The organism is Phenylobacterium sp., assembly GCF_030693625.1.
Lineage (GTDB): Bacteria > Pseudomonadota > Alphaproteobacteria > Caulobacterales > Caulobacteraceae > Phenylobacterium > Phenylobacterium ferrooxidans.
The window spans coordinates 52,223-68,087 of sequence record NZ_JAUYAF010000007.1 but is presented as its reverse complement, the minus strand read 5'-3'; the positions used below and the strand labels follow the sequence as shown (position 1 = coordinate 68,087).

6 protein-coding genes and 1 pseudogene are annotated in these 15,865 nt (G+C 67.9%); all 7 read right to left on the bottom strand.

Annotated elements, in window-relative coordinates; genetic code table 11:
* Positions 1-177 (bottom strand): annotated as a pseudogene (locus tag Q8N10_RS01320) (flagellin); the annotation flags it as partial.
* Between the two features lie 306 nt (positions 178-483).
* On the bottom strand, positions 484-1,335 hold the full coding sequence (locus Q8N10_RS01315) for a flagellin (RefSeq protein ID WP_304776739.1): 852 nt from the start codon (positions 1,333-1,335) through the stop codon (positions 484-486).
* A 292-nt stretch (positions 1,336-1,627) separates the two neighbouring features.
* Positions 1,628-2,401 (bottom strand): hypothetical protein, encoded by a 774-nt coding sequence (locus Q8N10_RS01310; protein WP_304776738.1) that lies wholly within the window; start codon positions 2,399-2,401, stop codon positions 1,628-1,630.
* A 31-nt stretch (positions 2,402-2,432) separates the two neighbouring features.
* Positions 2,433-3,383, bottom strand: coding sequence for a UDP-glucuronic acid decarboxylase family protein (locus tag Q8N10_RS01305; RefSeq protein WP_304776735.1), 951 nt, complete (start codon positions 3,381-3,383; stop codon positions 2,433-2,435).
* Between the two features lie 61 nt (positions 3,384-3,444).
* Positions 3,445-5,736, bottom strand: coding sequence for an FkbM family methyltransferase (locus tag Q8N10_RS01300; protein ID WP_304776732.1), 2,292 nt, complete (start codon positions 5,734-5,736; stop codon positions 3,445-3,447).
* Positions 5,737-5,773: 37 nt separating this feature from the next.
* A complete protein-coding gene (locus Q8N10_RS01295) occupies positions 5,774-7,858 on the bottom strand; it encodes a tetratricopeptide repeat protein (protein WP_304776729.1) in 2,085 nt (694 codons plus the stop codon).
* A 176-nt stretch (positions 7,859-8,034) separates the two neighbouring features.
* Positions 8,035-15,525 (bottom strand): ice nucleation protein, encoded by a 7,491-nt coding sequence (locus Q8N10_RS01290; protein WP_305663851.1) that lies wholly within the window; start codon positions 15,523-15,525, stop codon positions 8,035-8,037.
* Positions 15,526-15,865: the final 340 nt, after the last annotated feature.

Here is a 15,865-nt window from a genome sequence, read left to right as displayed (position 1 = left end):
GGAGGTGGCGCGTTGGTTCTGGGCGATGGCCCAGATGGCGCCGTTGTCTTTCGCCGAAGCGATCTTCTTGCCGGTGTTGATGCGGTTTTGGACCGTCATCAGCTCGGAGCTGGTCTGGTTCAGGTTCTGAAGGGCGACCATCGCCCCGACGTTGGTATTGACGCTATTCGGCATCAGAGGTGTCCTTTTTCTCAGGTCACCGGTCTGCATTTTGCTGACCGCAGGCATTTTGCCCACGTGGTTAAAAGCAAATTTCGGGCCAGGTCAGAGCCAGCGCCCACGGGCTATCGGCCCGCCACAAAATACTGAAATGGTTGGATTAAACCCTTGTTAGGGACGTTTGCGCACGGCAGGACTTGCCTACCTCAACGGCGCTTGGGCAGAAATTGCCGACCTCATGCGGCAAACGGCGCCCAGCAGTTCAAAGAGCTCGCCGGGCGGGGCCACCCCTTTCGGGGGGCGCCCGCCCGGCGCTGCGACCAACTAGCTGCGGAACAGGGACATAATCGTCTGTGGCATCTGATTGGCGATCGACAGCGCTTGGACACCGAGTTGCTGCTTTGTCTGTAGCGAGGTGAGCCTTGCGCTCTCCTTGGCGAGGTCGGCATCGACGAGGTTGCCCACGCCGGCGTCGACCGCGTCCTGTAGCTTGTTGATGAAGGTCAGGTGGTTGGCGAGCGACTTGGAACCGGTGCCCAGCTTTGACAGAGCGGTCGAGACATTCGCAATAGCGGTCGCAACCGAAGTGATCATAGTCGTGGCGCCGGCTTGTGTCCCAATAGAGTCGGTCGACAACAGCCCCACCGCGCTGCCGGGAGTGTCGAGGGACATATCCTGAGCCAGCACCGTGAGCCTGGAATTTCCAGATTCATCGGCGAGGGCCGAGATCGTCACCGCACCACCGACACCCGCTCCGTTCAACATATTCACGCCGTTGAACGATGCGTTCCCGACCGCCTTCTGGATCTGGTCGCGCAGGGCCATGAAGTCTTCGTTCAGGGCATTGCGGGACGCGCTATCCAGGCTGCTGTCGGAGGACGCCAGGGCCTTTTCCTTCATCTGAAGCAGAAGGTCGGAAACCGTCTCCCCACCAGCAATGGCGACGTCGACCGTGGACTGACTGCGTTGCAGTGAATCCCGGACGGCGTTCAACGATCCGGACGCCGCACGCTGGTTCTGGGCGATCGCCCAGATAGCGCCGTTGTCCTTGGCGTTCGCCACCTTCTTGCCAGTGTTGATGCGGTTCTGAGCCATCGCCAGGTCGGAGTTGGTCGCATTGAGGTTTTGGAGCGCGACCATCGCGCCCACGTTGGTGTTCACCGAATTAAACGGCATTTGGGATCCTTCCATTCTGGTCGGGAGAGAGTTTGCGGCTTTTGCCTGCGGGGCGGGTTTTTCGCCTTGCCAACACCCTCGCAAGCGGCGGGCCAGTTCTGGCCGCGCGTTCACTTTTTAAGATGATGATTTTATTGAATAATATTTCCGCCCGTGGGGAGGCGAATTAATCATACCGGGGATGATTTGCCGCCTCGGCATGACTTGCCGGGAGGAAAGCAACGCCCCCTCCGGCAGGACTCGATTCTGCCTAGTGGAGCAAGATGCTTGCCGGGGCGGGGTGGCCTGGCCGCTACCAGCCCATGTCGGAGACGGTGGACGCACTGTCGACCGCGGCTTCAAAGACGCTCAGGTCACGGACGAACAGCGAGGTGCACCACTCGAGCTTGTTCACCGGTCCAGGACCGTAATAGTCGATCCGGCGGAAGCCCGCGGCGTGCAGCATCTGGTAGGCGGCGTTGTACTGCCAGCGGTCGGAGTTATCGAACAGGATGAAGCCGCCCGGCTTGAGGTGGGAGATCGCCACCCAGGTGCTCAGGACCCTGGCCATCCCGTCGATGACGATGACGTCAAAGTGGGCCTTGGGGAAGGCCATGATCTCGGTGGCGTAGGCGACGAACTCCTCAGACATCAGGCCGTGCAGCCTGTTGTGCGCCCCCTTGGGGGACAGGGGCAGATTGGGCGGATCGGCGAAGAAGGGGGCGACCGCCTCACGGCGCGCCTCGTCGACCGCCTCGTCCATCTCACGCACGACGATCTTGAGGTTGGCTTGGGCGCCCTCGGCCACGTGGGCGGCCCAGCGGCTGTCGTGCTCGACGCTGGTGACCTCGGCGACCTTGCCCGACCACCAGAGGGATGACCCGCCGCAGCCGTACTCGAACACCTTGAAGTCGGGCCGAACGATCCGCGAGAGCTGGATGAAGGCCGGATAGGTGATCCAGGGCACCACGCCATCCTTGTTGCGCGGGATGCCGTCCAGGCTGTCGAACCAGCCGCGTGTCTCGAGATAGCCCTGCGCGAACTGGTAGATGTGGGTGTTGAGGTCGGCGTGTTCCTTGATGTCCATCTGCGCCTGCCCCGAGAACCGCTGAACGAAATCAGGCCAGGCCGCTTTTCAGCAGGCCATCGAAATAGACGATGGTGCGGGCTAGGCCCTGCTCCAGGGCGATGGTCGGCTGCCAGTCGTCCAGCAGGGCGCGGGCCTTGGAGATGTCGGGCTGGCGCTGTTTGGGATCGTCCGACGGCAGGGGCTGGTAGGTGATCTTCGAGGCCGAGCCGGTCTGGGCCACCACCATCTCGGCCAGGGCCTTGATGGTGAACTCGCCGGGATTCCCCAAGTTGATGGGGCCGGTGACCTCGTCGCCGGTGGCCATCAGGCGGATGAAGCCCTCCACCAGGTCATCGACATAGCAGAAGGACCTCGTCTGCAGGCCTTCGCCATAGAGGGTGATCGGCTCGCCCCTCAGGGCCTGCATGATGAAGTTGGAGACCACGCGGCCGTCATTGGGATGCATGCGCGGGCCGTAGGTGTTGAAGATCCGCGCCACCTTGATCTGCAGTTTGTGCTGGCGGTGGTAGTCGAAGAACAGGGTCTCGGCGCAGCGCTTGCCCTCGTCGTAGCAGGAGCGGATGCCGATGGGGTTCACATTGCCCCAGTACTCCTCCACCTGGGGATGGATGGTGGGGTCGCCATAGACCTCGCTGGTCGACGCCTGGAAGATTTTGGCCTTCCGGCGCTTGGCCAGGCCCAGCATGTTGATGGCGCCGTGCACGCTGGTCTTGGTCGTCTGCACGGGATCGAACTGGTAGTGGATGGGCGAGGCCGGGCAGGCCAGGTTGTAGATCTCGTCCACCTCGGCGAAGAGCGGGAAGGTCACGTCGTGACGCATCAGCTCGAAGTTCGGGTTGGGCAGCAGGTGGGCGACGTTGCGCCGCGAGCCGGTATAGTAGTTGTCGACGCACAGCACCTCGTGGCCGGCCTCGATCAGGCGTTCGCAGAGGTGCGAGCCGACAAAGCCGGCGCCGCCGGTCACAAGTATGCGCTTCATGCCGTCCGCCCCGCCTTGAAACCCCCAACCTAGACTGAGTCTCCGCGCCGTGGGTTGGGCGTCACTGCGCGGCCGCGCCCTCCCCCGCCCCTTCCAGGCTCGAGGTGTCGAAGCCATGGAACAGGGACAGGAAGCGGAACGGATTGGCCTGATAGGACGGGTACATGACGTTGTTGATGTCGGTGGTGGTGTCGAAATAGGCGAGGGTCGGCGAGGGGCCCCGGGCCACCAGGTGGTGGCGAGCGAAGATCAGGGCGACCTGGTCGATCCAGCGGGTCACCGCAGGGCGGGCCAACTCGCGTTCGATGTAGTCGCGGAGGAAGGCCAGGAAGACCTGGGCGCCGGCCGTGGGGTTCACCAGCAGAAGGTTGGCGGTCAGGCGGGAGCCGGCGTTGAAGCTGATCTCGTTCTCATTGAACATCACATCGGCGGGCGCGGCGCGGGCCAGCAGGTCGGCCACGCCGCGCTGCAGGATCAGGTCGATATCCGAGACGAAGACCGGGCGCTCCAGGCGCGCCAGCAGGGTTCCCAGACGCTGGAACCGCACGCACTGGAAGTGGGCGACCGGGCGAGCGATGAAGCCCTTGGGCGGCGCGTCATAGACCTTGGTGGTCACCGCAGCGGCGTCGAAGTCGTCGCCCGCGAAGATCAGCCGCTCGTCGCTGATCCCGACCCCGGCCGCGATGGCCGCCAGCTGATCCTTGCCGCCGATCACGTGAATGACGATCAGGCTCGGCACATCGGAGTACTTGAGCACCGAAAGCGCATACCAGCGGGCGTAGAGGTCGACATAGGTCTGGTCGGCGGCGGCGAAGAACACCGCCTGGGCGCCCAGCCGATCGGCCGTGGCGCGCACGCTGTCCCAGTCAAGGGCGGCGCCGGTGGAGGACACGAAGGCGAGCTCGGATTCCGGGGCCGGGGCTGGGGTCGGGGCGTTGACGGCCGCCAGGTCCACGGCGTCCAGCAGCAGGCGGTAGTGTTTATGCCAGCCCTCCCACTCCGACCCAGGCTCGACCACCACCTCCAGCGCGGCCGCGGCGGCCAGAAGCGCGGCGATCTGCGCCTCGCTGCTGGGGGTCAGGGGCCGGCAGAGGATCAGGCTGACCACGTCATGGACGTCACGCAGGCGCAGCAGCGGGTGGAGGTCGCCGGGCGCAAGCGCCAGGGCCATCTTCTTGGCGATCTCGGCCAGGGCCGGATCGGCGGCGACCGGTGGCGGCGCGGCCGGCGGCAAGGTGCGGTTGGCGGCGGCCATGACGATCTGGGCGACATGGTTGGCGGGATCGACCTTCAGCAGGGCGCGGGCGTAGCGCTCCACCTCGCCCCACCGCTTTAGCACCTGGTTGCAGCTCATCGCGGCGGTCAGCATCGGTTCGCTGTTGGGGATCAGGGCCACCAGGGCGGCGGCGTAGCGCTCGGCCTCGACGGTCTCGCCGGCCTCCAGGTGGGCGTTGAACTTGCCGATCGCCGGCATGGCGCGGGTCTGAATCTCCTCCAGCAGGCTGTTGGGATTGGCCCTGCCCTGCCGGATGAACCGCAGGGCGCGCAGGACATCCAGGGTCCGGTCCTGGGCGGTGTAGATCTCGATCAGGGCCCACAGCGCCGGCTCGTCGTGCGGACGCAGAGCGATCAGGTTTTCGAAGACCGTCTGGGCCTCGCCCGTGCGGCCCTCTGCGGCCAGGGCCTGGCCCAGCTGGAACAGGGCCTGTGTCGAGGCGCTGTCCCGCTTGCTGCGGCGCTCGAACAGCACGTCGATCTGCAGCAGGCCGTTCTGGCGCACGTCGTCCAGGCGATGGAACTCGACGATCTCGGCGCAGTGGAAGCCCATGACGTCCAGCTGGGCGAACACATCCTCGGCCTTGGCGCCGCCGATGTTGTACTCGACCATCGAAACCTCGAGCAGGATGTAGTCGGCCTGCGCCAGGACGGTGGCCCCGCCCTTGAGCACGTCGACCTCGGCGCCCTGAGTGTCGATCTTCACAAAGTCGAAGCGGCGACCGGCGAACAGGTCGTCGATCCGCACCTTGGGCACGGCGTGCTTGAGGACCTTTTCCTCGCTGAAATAGTGGGTGTCCTCGCGGTAGAGGGAGACGCCGGTGGACTGCAGCCAGTCCTTGCTGAGGAACAGCTCGGCCACGCCCGCCGTGTCGGAGGCGGCCACCATGTGCCGTTCGAAGCCCAGCTTCACCAGCTCGGGCTCACAATAGGGATTGGGCTCCACCAGGGTCGGGACGCAGTCGGGATAGACCTGCAGGAACCCCTCGGTGAACCCGCCGATGTTGGCGCCGACGTCCAGCATCGAGGCCGGCTCATAGCCCTGGTCGCGGAGCGCTTCGAGAACCTTCCGAGTCATGCGTCTTCCAGTTCAGGCGCGCGCGGGCGCGGGGCGGTCAGTCGGCCGCGGCGCGGCGAAGGCGGGCCTGGGGTTCGGACACCGGCGGTTCGCCCTCGGCCAGGGCGATGTCCTGCTGGGTCCAGAGGCGCGCGTCGGGGGGAATGGGCCGGGCCAGGTGCCGCCGGGCCAGCTGGGCCTTGTAGAGACCGTGGTAATCCTCGATGGCCAGGACCTCCTGGCCCTCGTGATCATGATCGACGCCGGCCTTCATATAGGCGTCGAGATTGGTGAGGTCGGGGCGCGGCAGGGCGCCCTGCTGATAGTCCACCACCATGGTCGCGTAGAGGTCCTCCAGGCTGCTCACCAGCTTCTCCATGTTGAAGAGGTCGCAGGTGTCGCGGTTGGCCTCGAGCTGGGCCTTGTAGGCCGCGATCTGAGCGCGGTCCTGACCCAGGGCGACGGCGCGCTCGACATATTCGTCAGGGCTGGCGCAGACCAGGTCCACCAGGCCTGAGGCCCGCACCAGGCTGCCGCAGACCCGGGCGGCGAAGCCACGGCCCGAAAGGGTGACCATCGGCACCCCCATCCACAGGGCGTCCGAGGCGGTGGTGTGGGCGCCGTAGGCTCCGGTGTCGAGGAACAGGTCGGCCAGGGGGTAGCGGGCCAGGTGCAGGGCGTTGTGCAGCTTGGGGGCGAAGATCAGGCGCTCGGGCGCCACCCCCTGCCCCGCCGCGAAAGCCAGCAGGCGGGAATGGGTCTCGGCGGTGCTTTCCAGCAGCCAGAGCACGCTGCCCTCCACCCGCTTCAGGATGGTCAGCCAGCGCTCGAAGGTGGCGCGGCTGATCTTCTGGGCGCCGTTGAAGCAGCAGAAGACGAAGGCGTCGTCGGGCAGGCCGGCCTCGGCCCGGCTCGGACGCTCGGCCGCCACCACCCGCTTGCGGTCGTTGGGCTGGTAGCAGGGCAGCCGCACGACCTTTTCGGAATAGTAGATCTCCGAGCCCGGCGGCACGATCCAGCCATCGGCGATGATGTAGTGGTGGTAGGGGCTGCCCATGGTGCCGGGATAGCCCAGCCAGTTGACCTGGATCGGGGCCGGCCGCAGGGCGAAGACGCCGGTGCGGCACTCGCGGGTATGGCCGTTGACGTCCACCAGGATGTCGATGCCGTCTTCCGCGATCTTCGCGGCCGCCTGGGCGTCGCTCATTGGCCGGATGTCGGTCCAGTGCTCCACGGCGGCGCGGGTGCGCAGGCTCAGGGCGTCCACCGAGGGGATGCCGCAGTAATAGGCGAAGACCTCGACCTTGGCCTTGTCGTGCAGTTCCCACAGCTCGGCCATCAGATAGCCCACCGCGTGGTCGCGCAGGTCCGAGGAGATGTAGCCCACCCGCAGGCGGCGGCCCTGGACGTCGATGGGCGCGTGCCGGCGATCCTCGCCCGCCGAGGCCAGGGGCGTCTCGGCGGTGAGGCCGACATAGCGCGCGGCGGCGGCCAGCTGCAGCAGGGGGTCGTCGGTATAGGCCGCCATGGAAAGCGGGTGGATGTTGGTGACCAGGTCGGCGCCTTCCAGGCCCGGCAGCGGCTCCACCACCGGCCATTTGCACTGGACCAGCCGCATGGCCAGATACTGCTCGATCACGTCACGCTGGGTGGGATCGAGGGTCAGGGTCTCGCGCAGGACCTGTTCGGCGGCCTCGATCTTCTGGGTGTCGGCGAGGATGCGGGCCAGCTGCTTGAGGGTCGACAGCTTGTAGCCGAACCCCTGGCCGGTGATGGCGGAGACCTTCTGCAGGGCGGTCTGCCACAGGGCGATGGCCTCGTCGGGCTGGCCGCTGCGCTCGAGCACGCCGCCTAGGTTGATGTAGCCCGGCATGAAGTCCGGATCGAGGGTGATGGCGGCGGTCAGGGCCTCGATGGCGCCGGGCAGGTCGCCGGACTGGGTCTGCAGGCAGCCCCGGTTGAAATGGGCCACATAGAGCTGCGGATGGGTGGGGTTGAGCGCGCCCCAGACCTTGTAGAGCTGCTGGGCCAGGTCGCCCCTGCCCGCCCCGCTCAGGGCATTGGCGGTATTGATCAGCTCGGCCAGACCGAGGGTCTCCGCCGTGGCCTTCTGCAGCGCTGCGAGGAAGAGATCCTGGGACATTATGGTCTCGCGCCTGCCCTTCCAGCCGTGCCGGACCCGCTCGGCCAGCGACTCGGCCAGGGGATCCCGTCACCCTGTTGTGGCGCCTCCGGAGCCTGGATTCCAGACCGGGAACCGCAATGCGACCATCCGCGCCGAGCCCGAAGGCCCGGCGCGGAAGATCACGCCCGCCTTGGTCAGGTGGAGGCGATGTAGGCGGCGACCTGATCGTTATCCAGGCTCTGCACCTGGGTGGCGGTCATGGCGTTCAGCAGGGTGGCGTCCATGCCCGAGATGCTGGTCGCCGACAGTCCATCGAGCTGGGTGGCGGTAAGCCCGGTGATCTGGGTCGTCGCCAGCGCGTTGGCCTGGGTCGCATCGAAGCCGGCGATAACGGTGGCCGACAGCGCGCCCACCTGGGTCGAGGTCAGGGCCGCGAACTGGGTGGTGGCCAGCTCGCCGACATCGGTGGTCGACAGGCCCCTCAGCTGGGTGGTGCTCAAGGCCTTGACCTGGGTGGTGCTCAGGGCCGCGGTCTGGGTCGAGTCGAGGGCGGAGACCGCCGTCGCCGTCAGGCCGGGGATCTGGGCCGCCGTCAGGGCCGCGATCTGGGTGTCGGCGAACTCGGCCACGTCGGTGACGTTCAGGCCCGAAAGCTGGGTCGCGGTCAGGCCCTTCACCTGGGTGGTGGAGAGCGCCTGGAACTGGGTCGTGTCGAGCGACGAGATGTTCGTCGCCGTCAGCGCCCCAAGTTGCGCCGCCGACAGGGCGTTGATCTGGGTCGAGTTCAGATCGCCGAAGTCCGTCGTGCTCAAGGTCTTCAACTGGGTGGTGGTCAGGCCCGCGACCTGGGTCGTGGAGATCGCACCCACCTGGGTGGCGTCCAGGGACGAGAGGCTGGTGGCCGACAGGGCCCCGATCTGCGCCGCGGAGAGAGCCTCGATCTGGGTCGTGTCCAGGGCTCCGATGTTGGTGGCGGTCAGGGCCGCGAACTGGCTGGCGCTGAGGGCCCCGATCTGGGTGGCGGCGAACTCGCCGATATCGGTGGTGGAGAGGCCGGCGAGCTGGCTGGTGGTCAGCGCCTTCACCTGGGTGGTGGAGAGCGCCGCCACCTGGGTGGCGTCCAGGGCCGAGAGCCCCGTGGCCGTCAGGGCCGAGACCTGCGCCGTGCTCATCGCGCCCACCTGGGTCGCGGTGAATTCGCCGATGTCGGTGGTCTGCAGGCTCTTCAGCTGGGTGGCGGTGAGGCCTTTCACCTGGGTGGTGGAGAGCGCCGCGACCTGGGTGGCGTCGAGGCTGGAGAAGTTGGTGCTGGTCAGGGCGCCGACCTGGCTGGCCGACAGCGCCCCGATCTGGGTCGAGGTCAGCTCGCCGAAGTCGGTGGCCGAGAGGTTGGCCACCTGGCTGGTGGTCAGGGCGCCGACCTGGGTGGTGGTCAGGGAGGCGGTCTGAGTGGCGTCGAGGGCCGACAGGGCGCTGTTGCTCAGGGCCGAGATCTGGGTGGTGGCCAGGGCGGCGATCTGGGTGTTGTCCAGGCTCTGAATGCTGGTGGCCGAGAGGGCGCCGATCTGGGCCGCGGTCAGGCCGCCGACCTGGGTCGCCGACAGTTCACCGAGGTCAGTGGTGTCGAGTCCTCTCAGCTGGGTCGCGTTCAGGCCGCGGACCTGGGTGACAGAGAGCGCCGCCACCTGGGTCTGGTCGAGGGCCGAGATGTTGGTGGCGGTCAGGGAGCCCAGCTGGGTCGGGCTCAGGGCGCCGATCTGACCCGCGGAGAGTTCGCCGATGTCGGTGACGTTGAGGCCGGTGAGCTGGGTCGTGGTCATGCCCTTCACCTGGGTGGTGGAGAGGGCCGCGACCTGAGTGGCGTCCAGAGCGGAGAAGGCGTTGGCCGTCAGGGCGCCGACCTGGTTCGCCGCCAGGGCGCCGATCTGGGTCGAGGTGAATTCGCCGATATCGGTCGCCGACAGCGCGCTGAGCTGGGTCGTCGCCAGACCCTTGACCTGGGTGGTGGAGAGGCCGCCCACCAGGGTGGCGTCCAGGCTGGCCAGGTTGGTGGCCGTCAGGGCGCCGAGCTGACCCGCCGAGAGCGAGCCGATCTGGGTCGAGGTCAGCTCACCGAAGTCGGTGGTGGACATCGACCGCAGCTGGGTCGCGGTCAGGCCGGCCACCTGGGTGGTGGTCAGGGCGCCGGTCTGGGTGGCGTCCAGGGCCGAGAGGTTGGTCGCCGAGAGCGAACCGATCTGGGCCGCCGTCAGGGCGCCGACCTGGGTGGCGTCCAGGGCGGTGATGTTGGTGGTGGTCAGGGCGCCTAGCTGGCTGCTGGTGAGCACCCCGACCTGGGTGCTGGTGAATTGCCCGATGTCGGTGCTGTCCAGACCCCGGATCTGGGTCGTGGTCAGGGCCTTGACCTGGGTGGTCGACAGCGCCGCGGTCTGGGTGGCGTCCAGGGCCGCGATGCCGGTGGAGGTCACGGCCGCGATCTGGGCGGTGCTGAGCGCCGAAATCTGGGTGGCGGTGAATTCGGCGACGTCGGTTCCGCTCAGCGCGTTGAGCTGGGTGGTGGCCAGACCCTTGACCTGGGTGGTCGAGAGCGCCGCGACCTGGGTGGCGTCCAGGGAACCGAGGTTGGTGGCGGTGAGCGCCCCCAGCTGGGCCGCCGACAGCGCGCCGATCTGGGTCGAGGTCAGTTCACCGAAGTCCGTGGTGCTCAGGCCCCGGAGCTGGCTGGTGGTGAGGCCGCCAACCTGGGTGGTGGTGAGGCCGCCGATCTGGGTGGCGTCCAGGCCCGAGAGGCTGGTGTTGGACAGGGCGCCGACCTGGGCGGCCGTCAGGGCGCCGAGCTGGGTGGTGTCCAGGCTGCCGAGGCTGGTGGAGGACAGGGCGCCGATCTGCGCCGCCGACATGGCGCCGATCTGGGTCGAGGACAGTTCGGCCACATCGGTGGTGTCCAGGGCCCTGAGCTGGGTCGTGGACAGCGCCTTAACCTGGGTCACGGAGATCGCCGCCACCTGGGTGGCGTCGAGGGCCGAGATGTTGGTGGCGGTCAGGGCGCCGAGCTGGCTCGGAGTCAGAGCCCCGATCTGGGTGTCGGCGAACTCGGCGATGTCGGTGGTGGAGAGGCCGGCGAGCTGGCCGGCGGTCAGCGACTTCATCTGGGTGGTGGAGAGCGCCGCCACCTGGGTGGCGTCCAAGGCCGAGACATTGGTCGCCGTCAGGGCCGCCAACTGGGTGCCGCCGAGCGCGCCCACCTGGGTCGAGGTGAGTTCCCCGATGTCGGTGGAGGTCAGAGCCGACAGTTGGGTGGTCGCCAGGCCCTTGACCTGAGTCGTGGTCAGAGCCGCCGTCTGGGTGGCGTCCAGGCTGGAGATGTTGGTGGCGGTGAGGGCGCCGACCTGGGCGGCCGAGAGCGCGCCCAGCTGGGTCGAGGTCAGTTCCCCGAAGTCCGTGGTCGAGAGGCTCTTCACCTGGGTGGTGGTCAGGCCGCCGATCTGGGTGGTGCTGAGCAGGGCGGTCTGGGTCGCGTCCAGGGCCGAGAGGCTGGCGGTGGAGAGCGCGCCGACCTGGGCCGCGGTGAGGGCCCCGATCTGGGTCGCATCGATCGCCGCCAGATTGGTGGAGGTGATGGCGCCGACCTGGGTGGCGGTCAGGGCGCCGATCTGCTGGCCGGAGAACTCACCGATGTCGGTGACCTCCAGGCCCCTGAGCTGGGTCGTTGTGAGCGCCTTGACCTGGGTGGTGGAGAGCGCCGCCACCTGGGTCCCGTCGAGGGCCGAGATATTGGTGGCTGTCAGGGACGCGATCTGGGCGTTGGACAGCGCCCCGATCTGGGTGGCGGTGAATTCGCCGATGTCGGTGGCGCTCAGCGCCGAGAGCTGGGTGGTGGCCAGACCCTTCACCTGGGTGGTGGAGAGGGCCGACACCTGGGTGGCGTCCAGGGCCGAGAGATTGGTCGAGGTCAGCGAGGCCAGCTGGTTGGCGCTCAGGGCGCCGATCTGGGTGGAGGTGAGCTCGCCGAAGTCGGTGGTGCTCAGGGACCTGAGCTGGCTGGTGGTCAGGCCGCCCACCTGGGTGGTGGTGAGGCCGCCGATCTGGGTGGCGTCCAGGCCCGACAGGCTGGTGTTGGACAGGGCGCCGACCTGGGCGGCCGTCAGGGCTCCGAGCTGGGTGGTGTCCAGGCTGCCGAGGCTGGTGGAGGACAGGGCGCCGATCTGCGCCGCCGACATGGCGCCGATCTGGGTCGAGGACAGTTCGGCCACATCGGTGGTGTCCAGGGCCCTGAGCTGGGTGGTGGACAGCGCCTTGATCTGGTTGGCGCTGATCGCCGCCACCTGGGTGGCGTCGAGGGCGGAGATGTTGGTGGCGGTCAGGGCGCTGAGCTGGCTCGGAGTCAGGGCGCCGATCTGGGTGTCGGCGAACTCGGCGATGTCGGTGGTGCTGAGACCGGCGAGCTGGCCGGCGGTCAGGGACTTCATCTGGGTCGTGGACAGCGCCCCGACCTGGGTGGCGTCGAGGTTGGAGACGTTGGTCGCCGTCAGGGCGGCCAACTGCGTGCCGGCCAGGGCCCCGATCTGGGTGGCGGTGAACTCAACGATATCGGTGGCGCTCAGGGCGGAGATCTGGGTCGTCGCCAGGCCCTTGACCTGGGTCGTGGAGAGCGCGGCGGTCTGGGTGGCGTCCAGGCCGGAAATGTTGGTGGTGGTCAGGGCGCCGACCTGGGCGGCCGAGAGCGCGCCCAGTTGGGTCGGGGTCAACTCGCCGAAATCGGTGGTGGAGAGACCCTTCACCTGGGTGGTGGTCAGACCGCCCACCTGGGTGGTGGTCAGGCCGCCGATCTGGGTCGCGTCCAGCCCCGAGAGGCTGGTGGCCGACAGGGCGCCGATCTGGGCCGCCGAGAGCGCGCCGAGCTGAGTGGTGTCCAGGCTGCCGAGGCTGGTGGAGGACAGGGCGCCGATCTGCGCCGCCGACATGGCGCCGATCTGGGTCGAGGACAGTTCGGCCACATCGGTGGTGTCCAGGGCCCTGAGCTGCGTGGAGGTGAGCGCCTTGATCTGAGTGGTGCTGATGGCCGCCACCTGGGTGGCGTTCAGGGCCGAGAGGTTGGTGGCGGTCAGCGCGGCCAGCTGGCCGGTGGCCAGGGCCCCGATCTGGGTGTCGGCGAACTCGCCGATGTCGGTGGTGGACAGGCCGGCGAGCTGGCCGGTGGTCAGGGACTTCACCTGGGTGGTGGAGAGCGCCGCGACCTGGGTGGCGTCGAGGGCCGAGATGTTGGTGGCCGAGAGCGCCGCGATCTGGCTGCCGCCGAGCGCGCCGATCTGGGTGGTGGTCAGTTCGCCAATGTCGGTGGCGTTGAGGCCCGAGAGCTGGGTGGTCGCCAGGCCCTTCACCTGGGTGGTGGTCAGGGCCGCCGTCTGGGTGGCGTCCATCGACGAGACGTTGGTGGCCGACAGGGCCCCGATCTGGGCGGCCGACAGGGCGCCGATCTGGGTCGAGGTCAGTTCGCCGAAGTCGGTGGTCGACAGGCTCTTGAGCTGGGTGGTGGTGAGGCCGCCGACCTGGGTGGTGGTCAGCGAGCCGGTCTGGGTGGCGTCCAGGGTCGAGAGGCTGGTGGTCGACAGGGCGCCGATCTGGGCGGCCGTCAGGGCGCCCAGCTGGGTGGCGTCCAGCGCGCCGATATTGGTGGAGCTCAGGGCCGCGATCTGGGTCGCGGCCATGGCCGCGATCTGCGTGCCGGCGAGCTCAGCGACGTCGGTGGCGTCGAGGCCCCGCAGCTGGCTGACCGACAGCGCCTTGACCTGGGTGGTGGAGAGCGCGGCCGTCTGGGTGGCGTCGAGGGCCGAGATGTTGGTGGCCGTCAGCGACGCGATCTGGGCGTTGGACAGGGCCCCGATCTGGGTGGCGGTGAATTCGCCGATGTCGGTGGCGTTGAGGGCGGAGAGCTGAGTGGTGGCCAGGCCCTTGACCTGGGTCGTGGACAAGGCCGCCGTCTGGGTGGCGTCCAGAGCCGAGATGTTGGTGGCCGACAAGGCCCCGAGCTGATTGGCGCTCAGGGCGCCGATCTGGGTCGAGGTGAGCTCGCCGAAGTCGGTGGTGCTCAGGGACCTGAGCTGGCTGGTGGTGAGGCCGCCCACCTGGGTGGTGGTCAGCGAGCCGATCTGGGTTCCGTCCAGGCCCGAGAGGCTGGTGGCCGACAGGGCGCCGACCTGGGCGGCCGTCAGGGCGCCCAGCTGGGTGGAGTCCAGGCTGGCCAGGCTGGTGGAGGACAGGGCCCCGATCTGCGCCGCCGACATGGCGCCGACCTGGGTCGAGGACAGTTCGGCCACATCGGTGGTGTCCAGGGCCCGGACCTGGGTCGCCGAGAGCGCCTTGATCTGGGTGGTGCTGATCGCCGCCACCTGGGTGGCGTCGAGCGCCGAGATGTTGGTGGCCGTCAGGGCGCCGAGCTGGCTCGGAGTCAGGGCGCCGATCTGGGTGTCGGCGAACTCGGCGATGTCGGTAGTGCTCAGGGCGGCGAGTTGACCGGTGGTCAGGCCCTTGACCTGGGTCGTCGACAGCGCGGCGACCTGGGAGCCATCGAGGGCGGAGACCGCGGTCGCCGTCAGGGCGCCGATCTGGCTGCTGGAAAGGGCGCCGACCTGGGTGGTGGTCAGTTCGCTGACATCGGTGGCGCTGAACGACTTGAGCTGGGTGGTCGTCAGGCCACCGAGCTGGGTGGTGGTGAGGGCCGCCGTCTGGGTGGCGTCCAGGCTCGAGATGGCCGTCGCCGACAGGGAGCCCAGTTGGGCGGCCGACAGGGCGCCGATCTGGGTGGAGGTCAGCTCGCCGAAGTCGGTGGTCGACAGGGTCTTGAGCTGGGTGGTGGTCAGGCCGCCGACCTGGGTGGTGGTGAGCGAACCCGTCTGGGTGGCGTCCAGCGCAGAGAGACTGGCGGCGCTCAGGGCGCCGACCTGGGTCGAGCTCAGGGCGCCGACCTGGGTCGAATCCAGGGCGCCGACCTGGGTGGTGGCCAGAACGCCAACCTGCGCCGCCGTCAGGGCGCCGATCTGGGTGCTGGAAAGCTCACCGATATCGGTGGTGCTGAGGCCCTTGAGTTGGGTGCTGGTGAGCCCCTTCACCTGGGTCGTGGACAGGGCCCCGATCTGGGTGGTGTCCAGGGCGGAGATGTTGGTGGCGGAGAGCGCCGCGACCTGACCGGCCGACAGGGCGCCGACCTGGGTGGCGTCGAGTTCGCCGATGTCGGTGGTGGTCAGGCCCGCCAGCTGGGTGGTGGTCACCCCCTTGATCTGGGTCGCGGTGAGCACGCTGGTCTGGGTGTCGTCGAGGCCCGAGAGGTTGGTGGCCGAGAGCGCGCCGATCTGCGTCGCGCTGAGAACCGCGATGTGTGAGGTGTCGAGAGCGCCGAGCTGGGTGGAGGTGAGCGCCTTGACCTGGGGGGCGCTGAAGACCTGAAGCTGCGCGGTGTCGAAGACGATGGTTGTGTCGAAGTGCGGGATCTGGGTGGCGGAGAGCCCCTTGACCTGGGTGGCTGAGAGCGCCCCGACCTGGGTGGTGTCGAGGGCCGCGATCCCCGTGGTGTTGATCGCCCCGACCTGGGTCGCGCTGAGCGACTGGATCTCCGTCTGGGAGAGACTCTGAATAACGGTGACCGAGAGGGCGCCGATCTGAGCCGCCGAGAGGCTGGAAATCGCCATGTGAGCTTCCTAGTCGAGAATTTTGAGCGCGGGTTCAGGTCGATCGAAACGCAATAGATATGGAGAGCGCGATACTACCTGGACGCGTTTCCCCGACCCCACCCACAACAGAAACACTAACCAGTGTGTTACGATGATTCTTGGGGCCCGACGCCGTTATCCATTGGGGCCCGAAGTGTTGGGACAGATTAGAGCCGGGGGCGCAGGTGCTCGGTCTTGGCTGGTCTTCAGCGGACGGAGAAATGGCGTTACGGGATCGCTCGCCTTCCCTTCCAACCGGCCCGTTCGCCTGGGGGTTCCCCAGGGGGCCGTCACTTTCCCGCCGCGTCGCCGACACAAT

What these genes read in the sequence shown, in the direction of transcription:
- Q8N10_RS01290 (WP_305663851.1), bottom strand. Translation starts at nt 15,525, where the DNA reads ATGGCGATTTCCAGCCTCTCGGCGGCTCAGATCGGCGCCCTCTCGGTC.
- Q8N10_RS01300 (WP_304776732.1), bottom strand. Translation starts at nt 5,736, where the DNA reads ATGACTCGGAAGGTTCTCGAAGCGCTCCGCGACCAGGGCTATGAGCCG.
- Q8N10_RS01310 (WP_304776738.1), bottom strand. Translation starts at nt 2,401, where the DNA reads ATGGACATCAAGGAACACGCCGACCTCAACACCCACATCTACCAGTTC.
- Q8N10_RS01295 (WP_304776729.1), bottom strand. Translation starts at nt 7,858, where the DNA reads ATGTCCCAGGATCTCTTCCTCGCAGCGCTGCAGAAGGCCACGGCGGAG.
- Q8N10_RS01315 (WP_304776739.1), bottom strand. Translation starts at nt 1,335, where the DNA reads ATGCCGTTTAATTCGGTGAACACCAACGTGGGCGCGATGGTCGCGCTC.
- Q8N10_RS01305 (WP_304776735.1), bottom strand. Translation starts at nt 3,383, where the DNA reads ATGAAGCGCATACTTGTGACCGGCGGCGCCGGCTTTGTCGGCTCGCAC.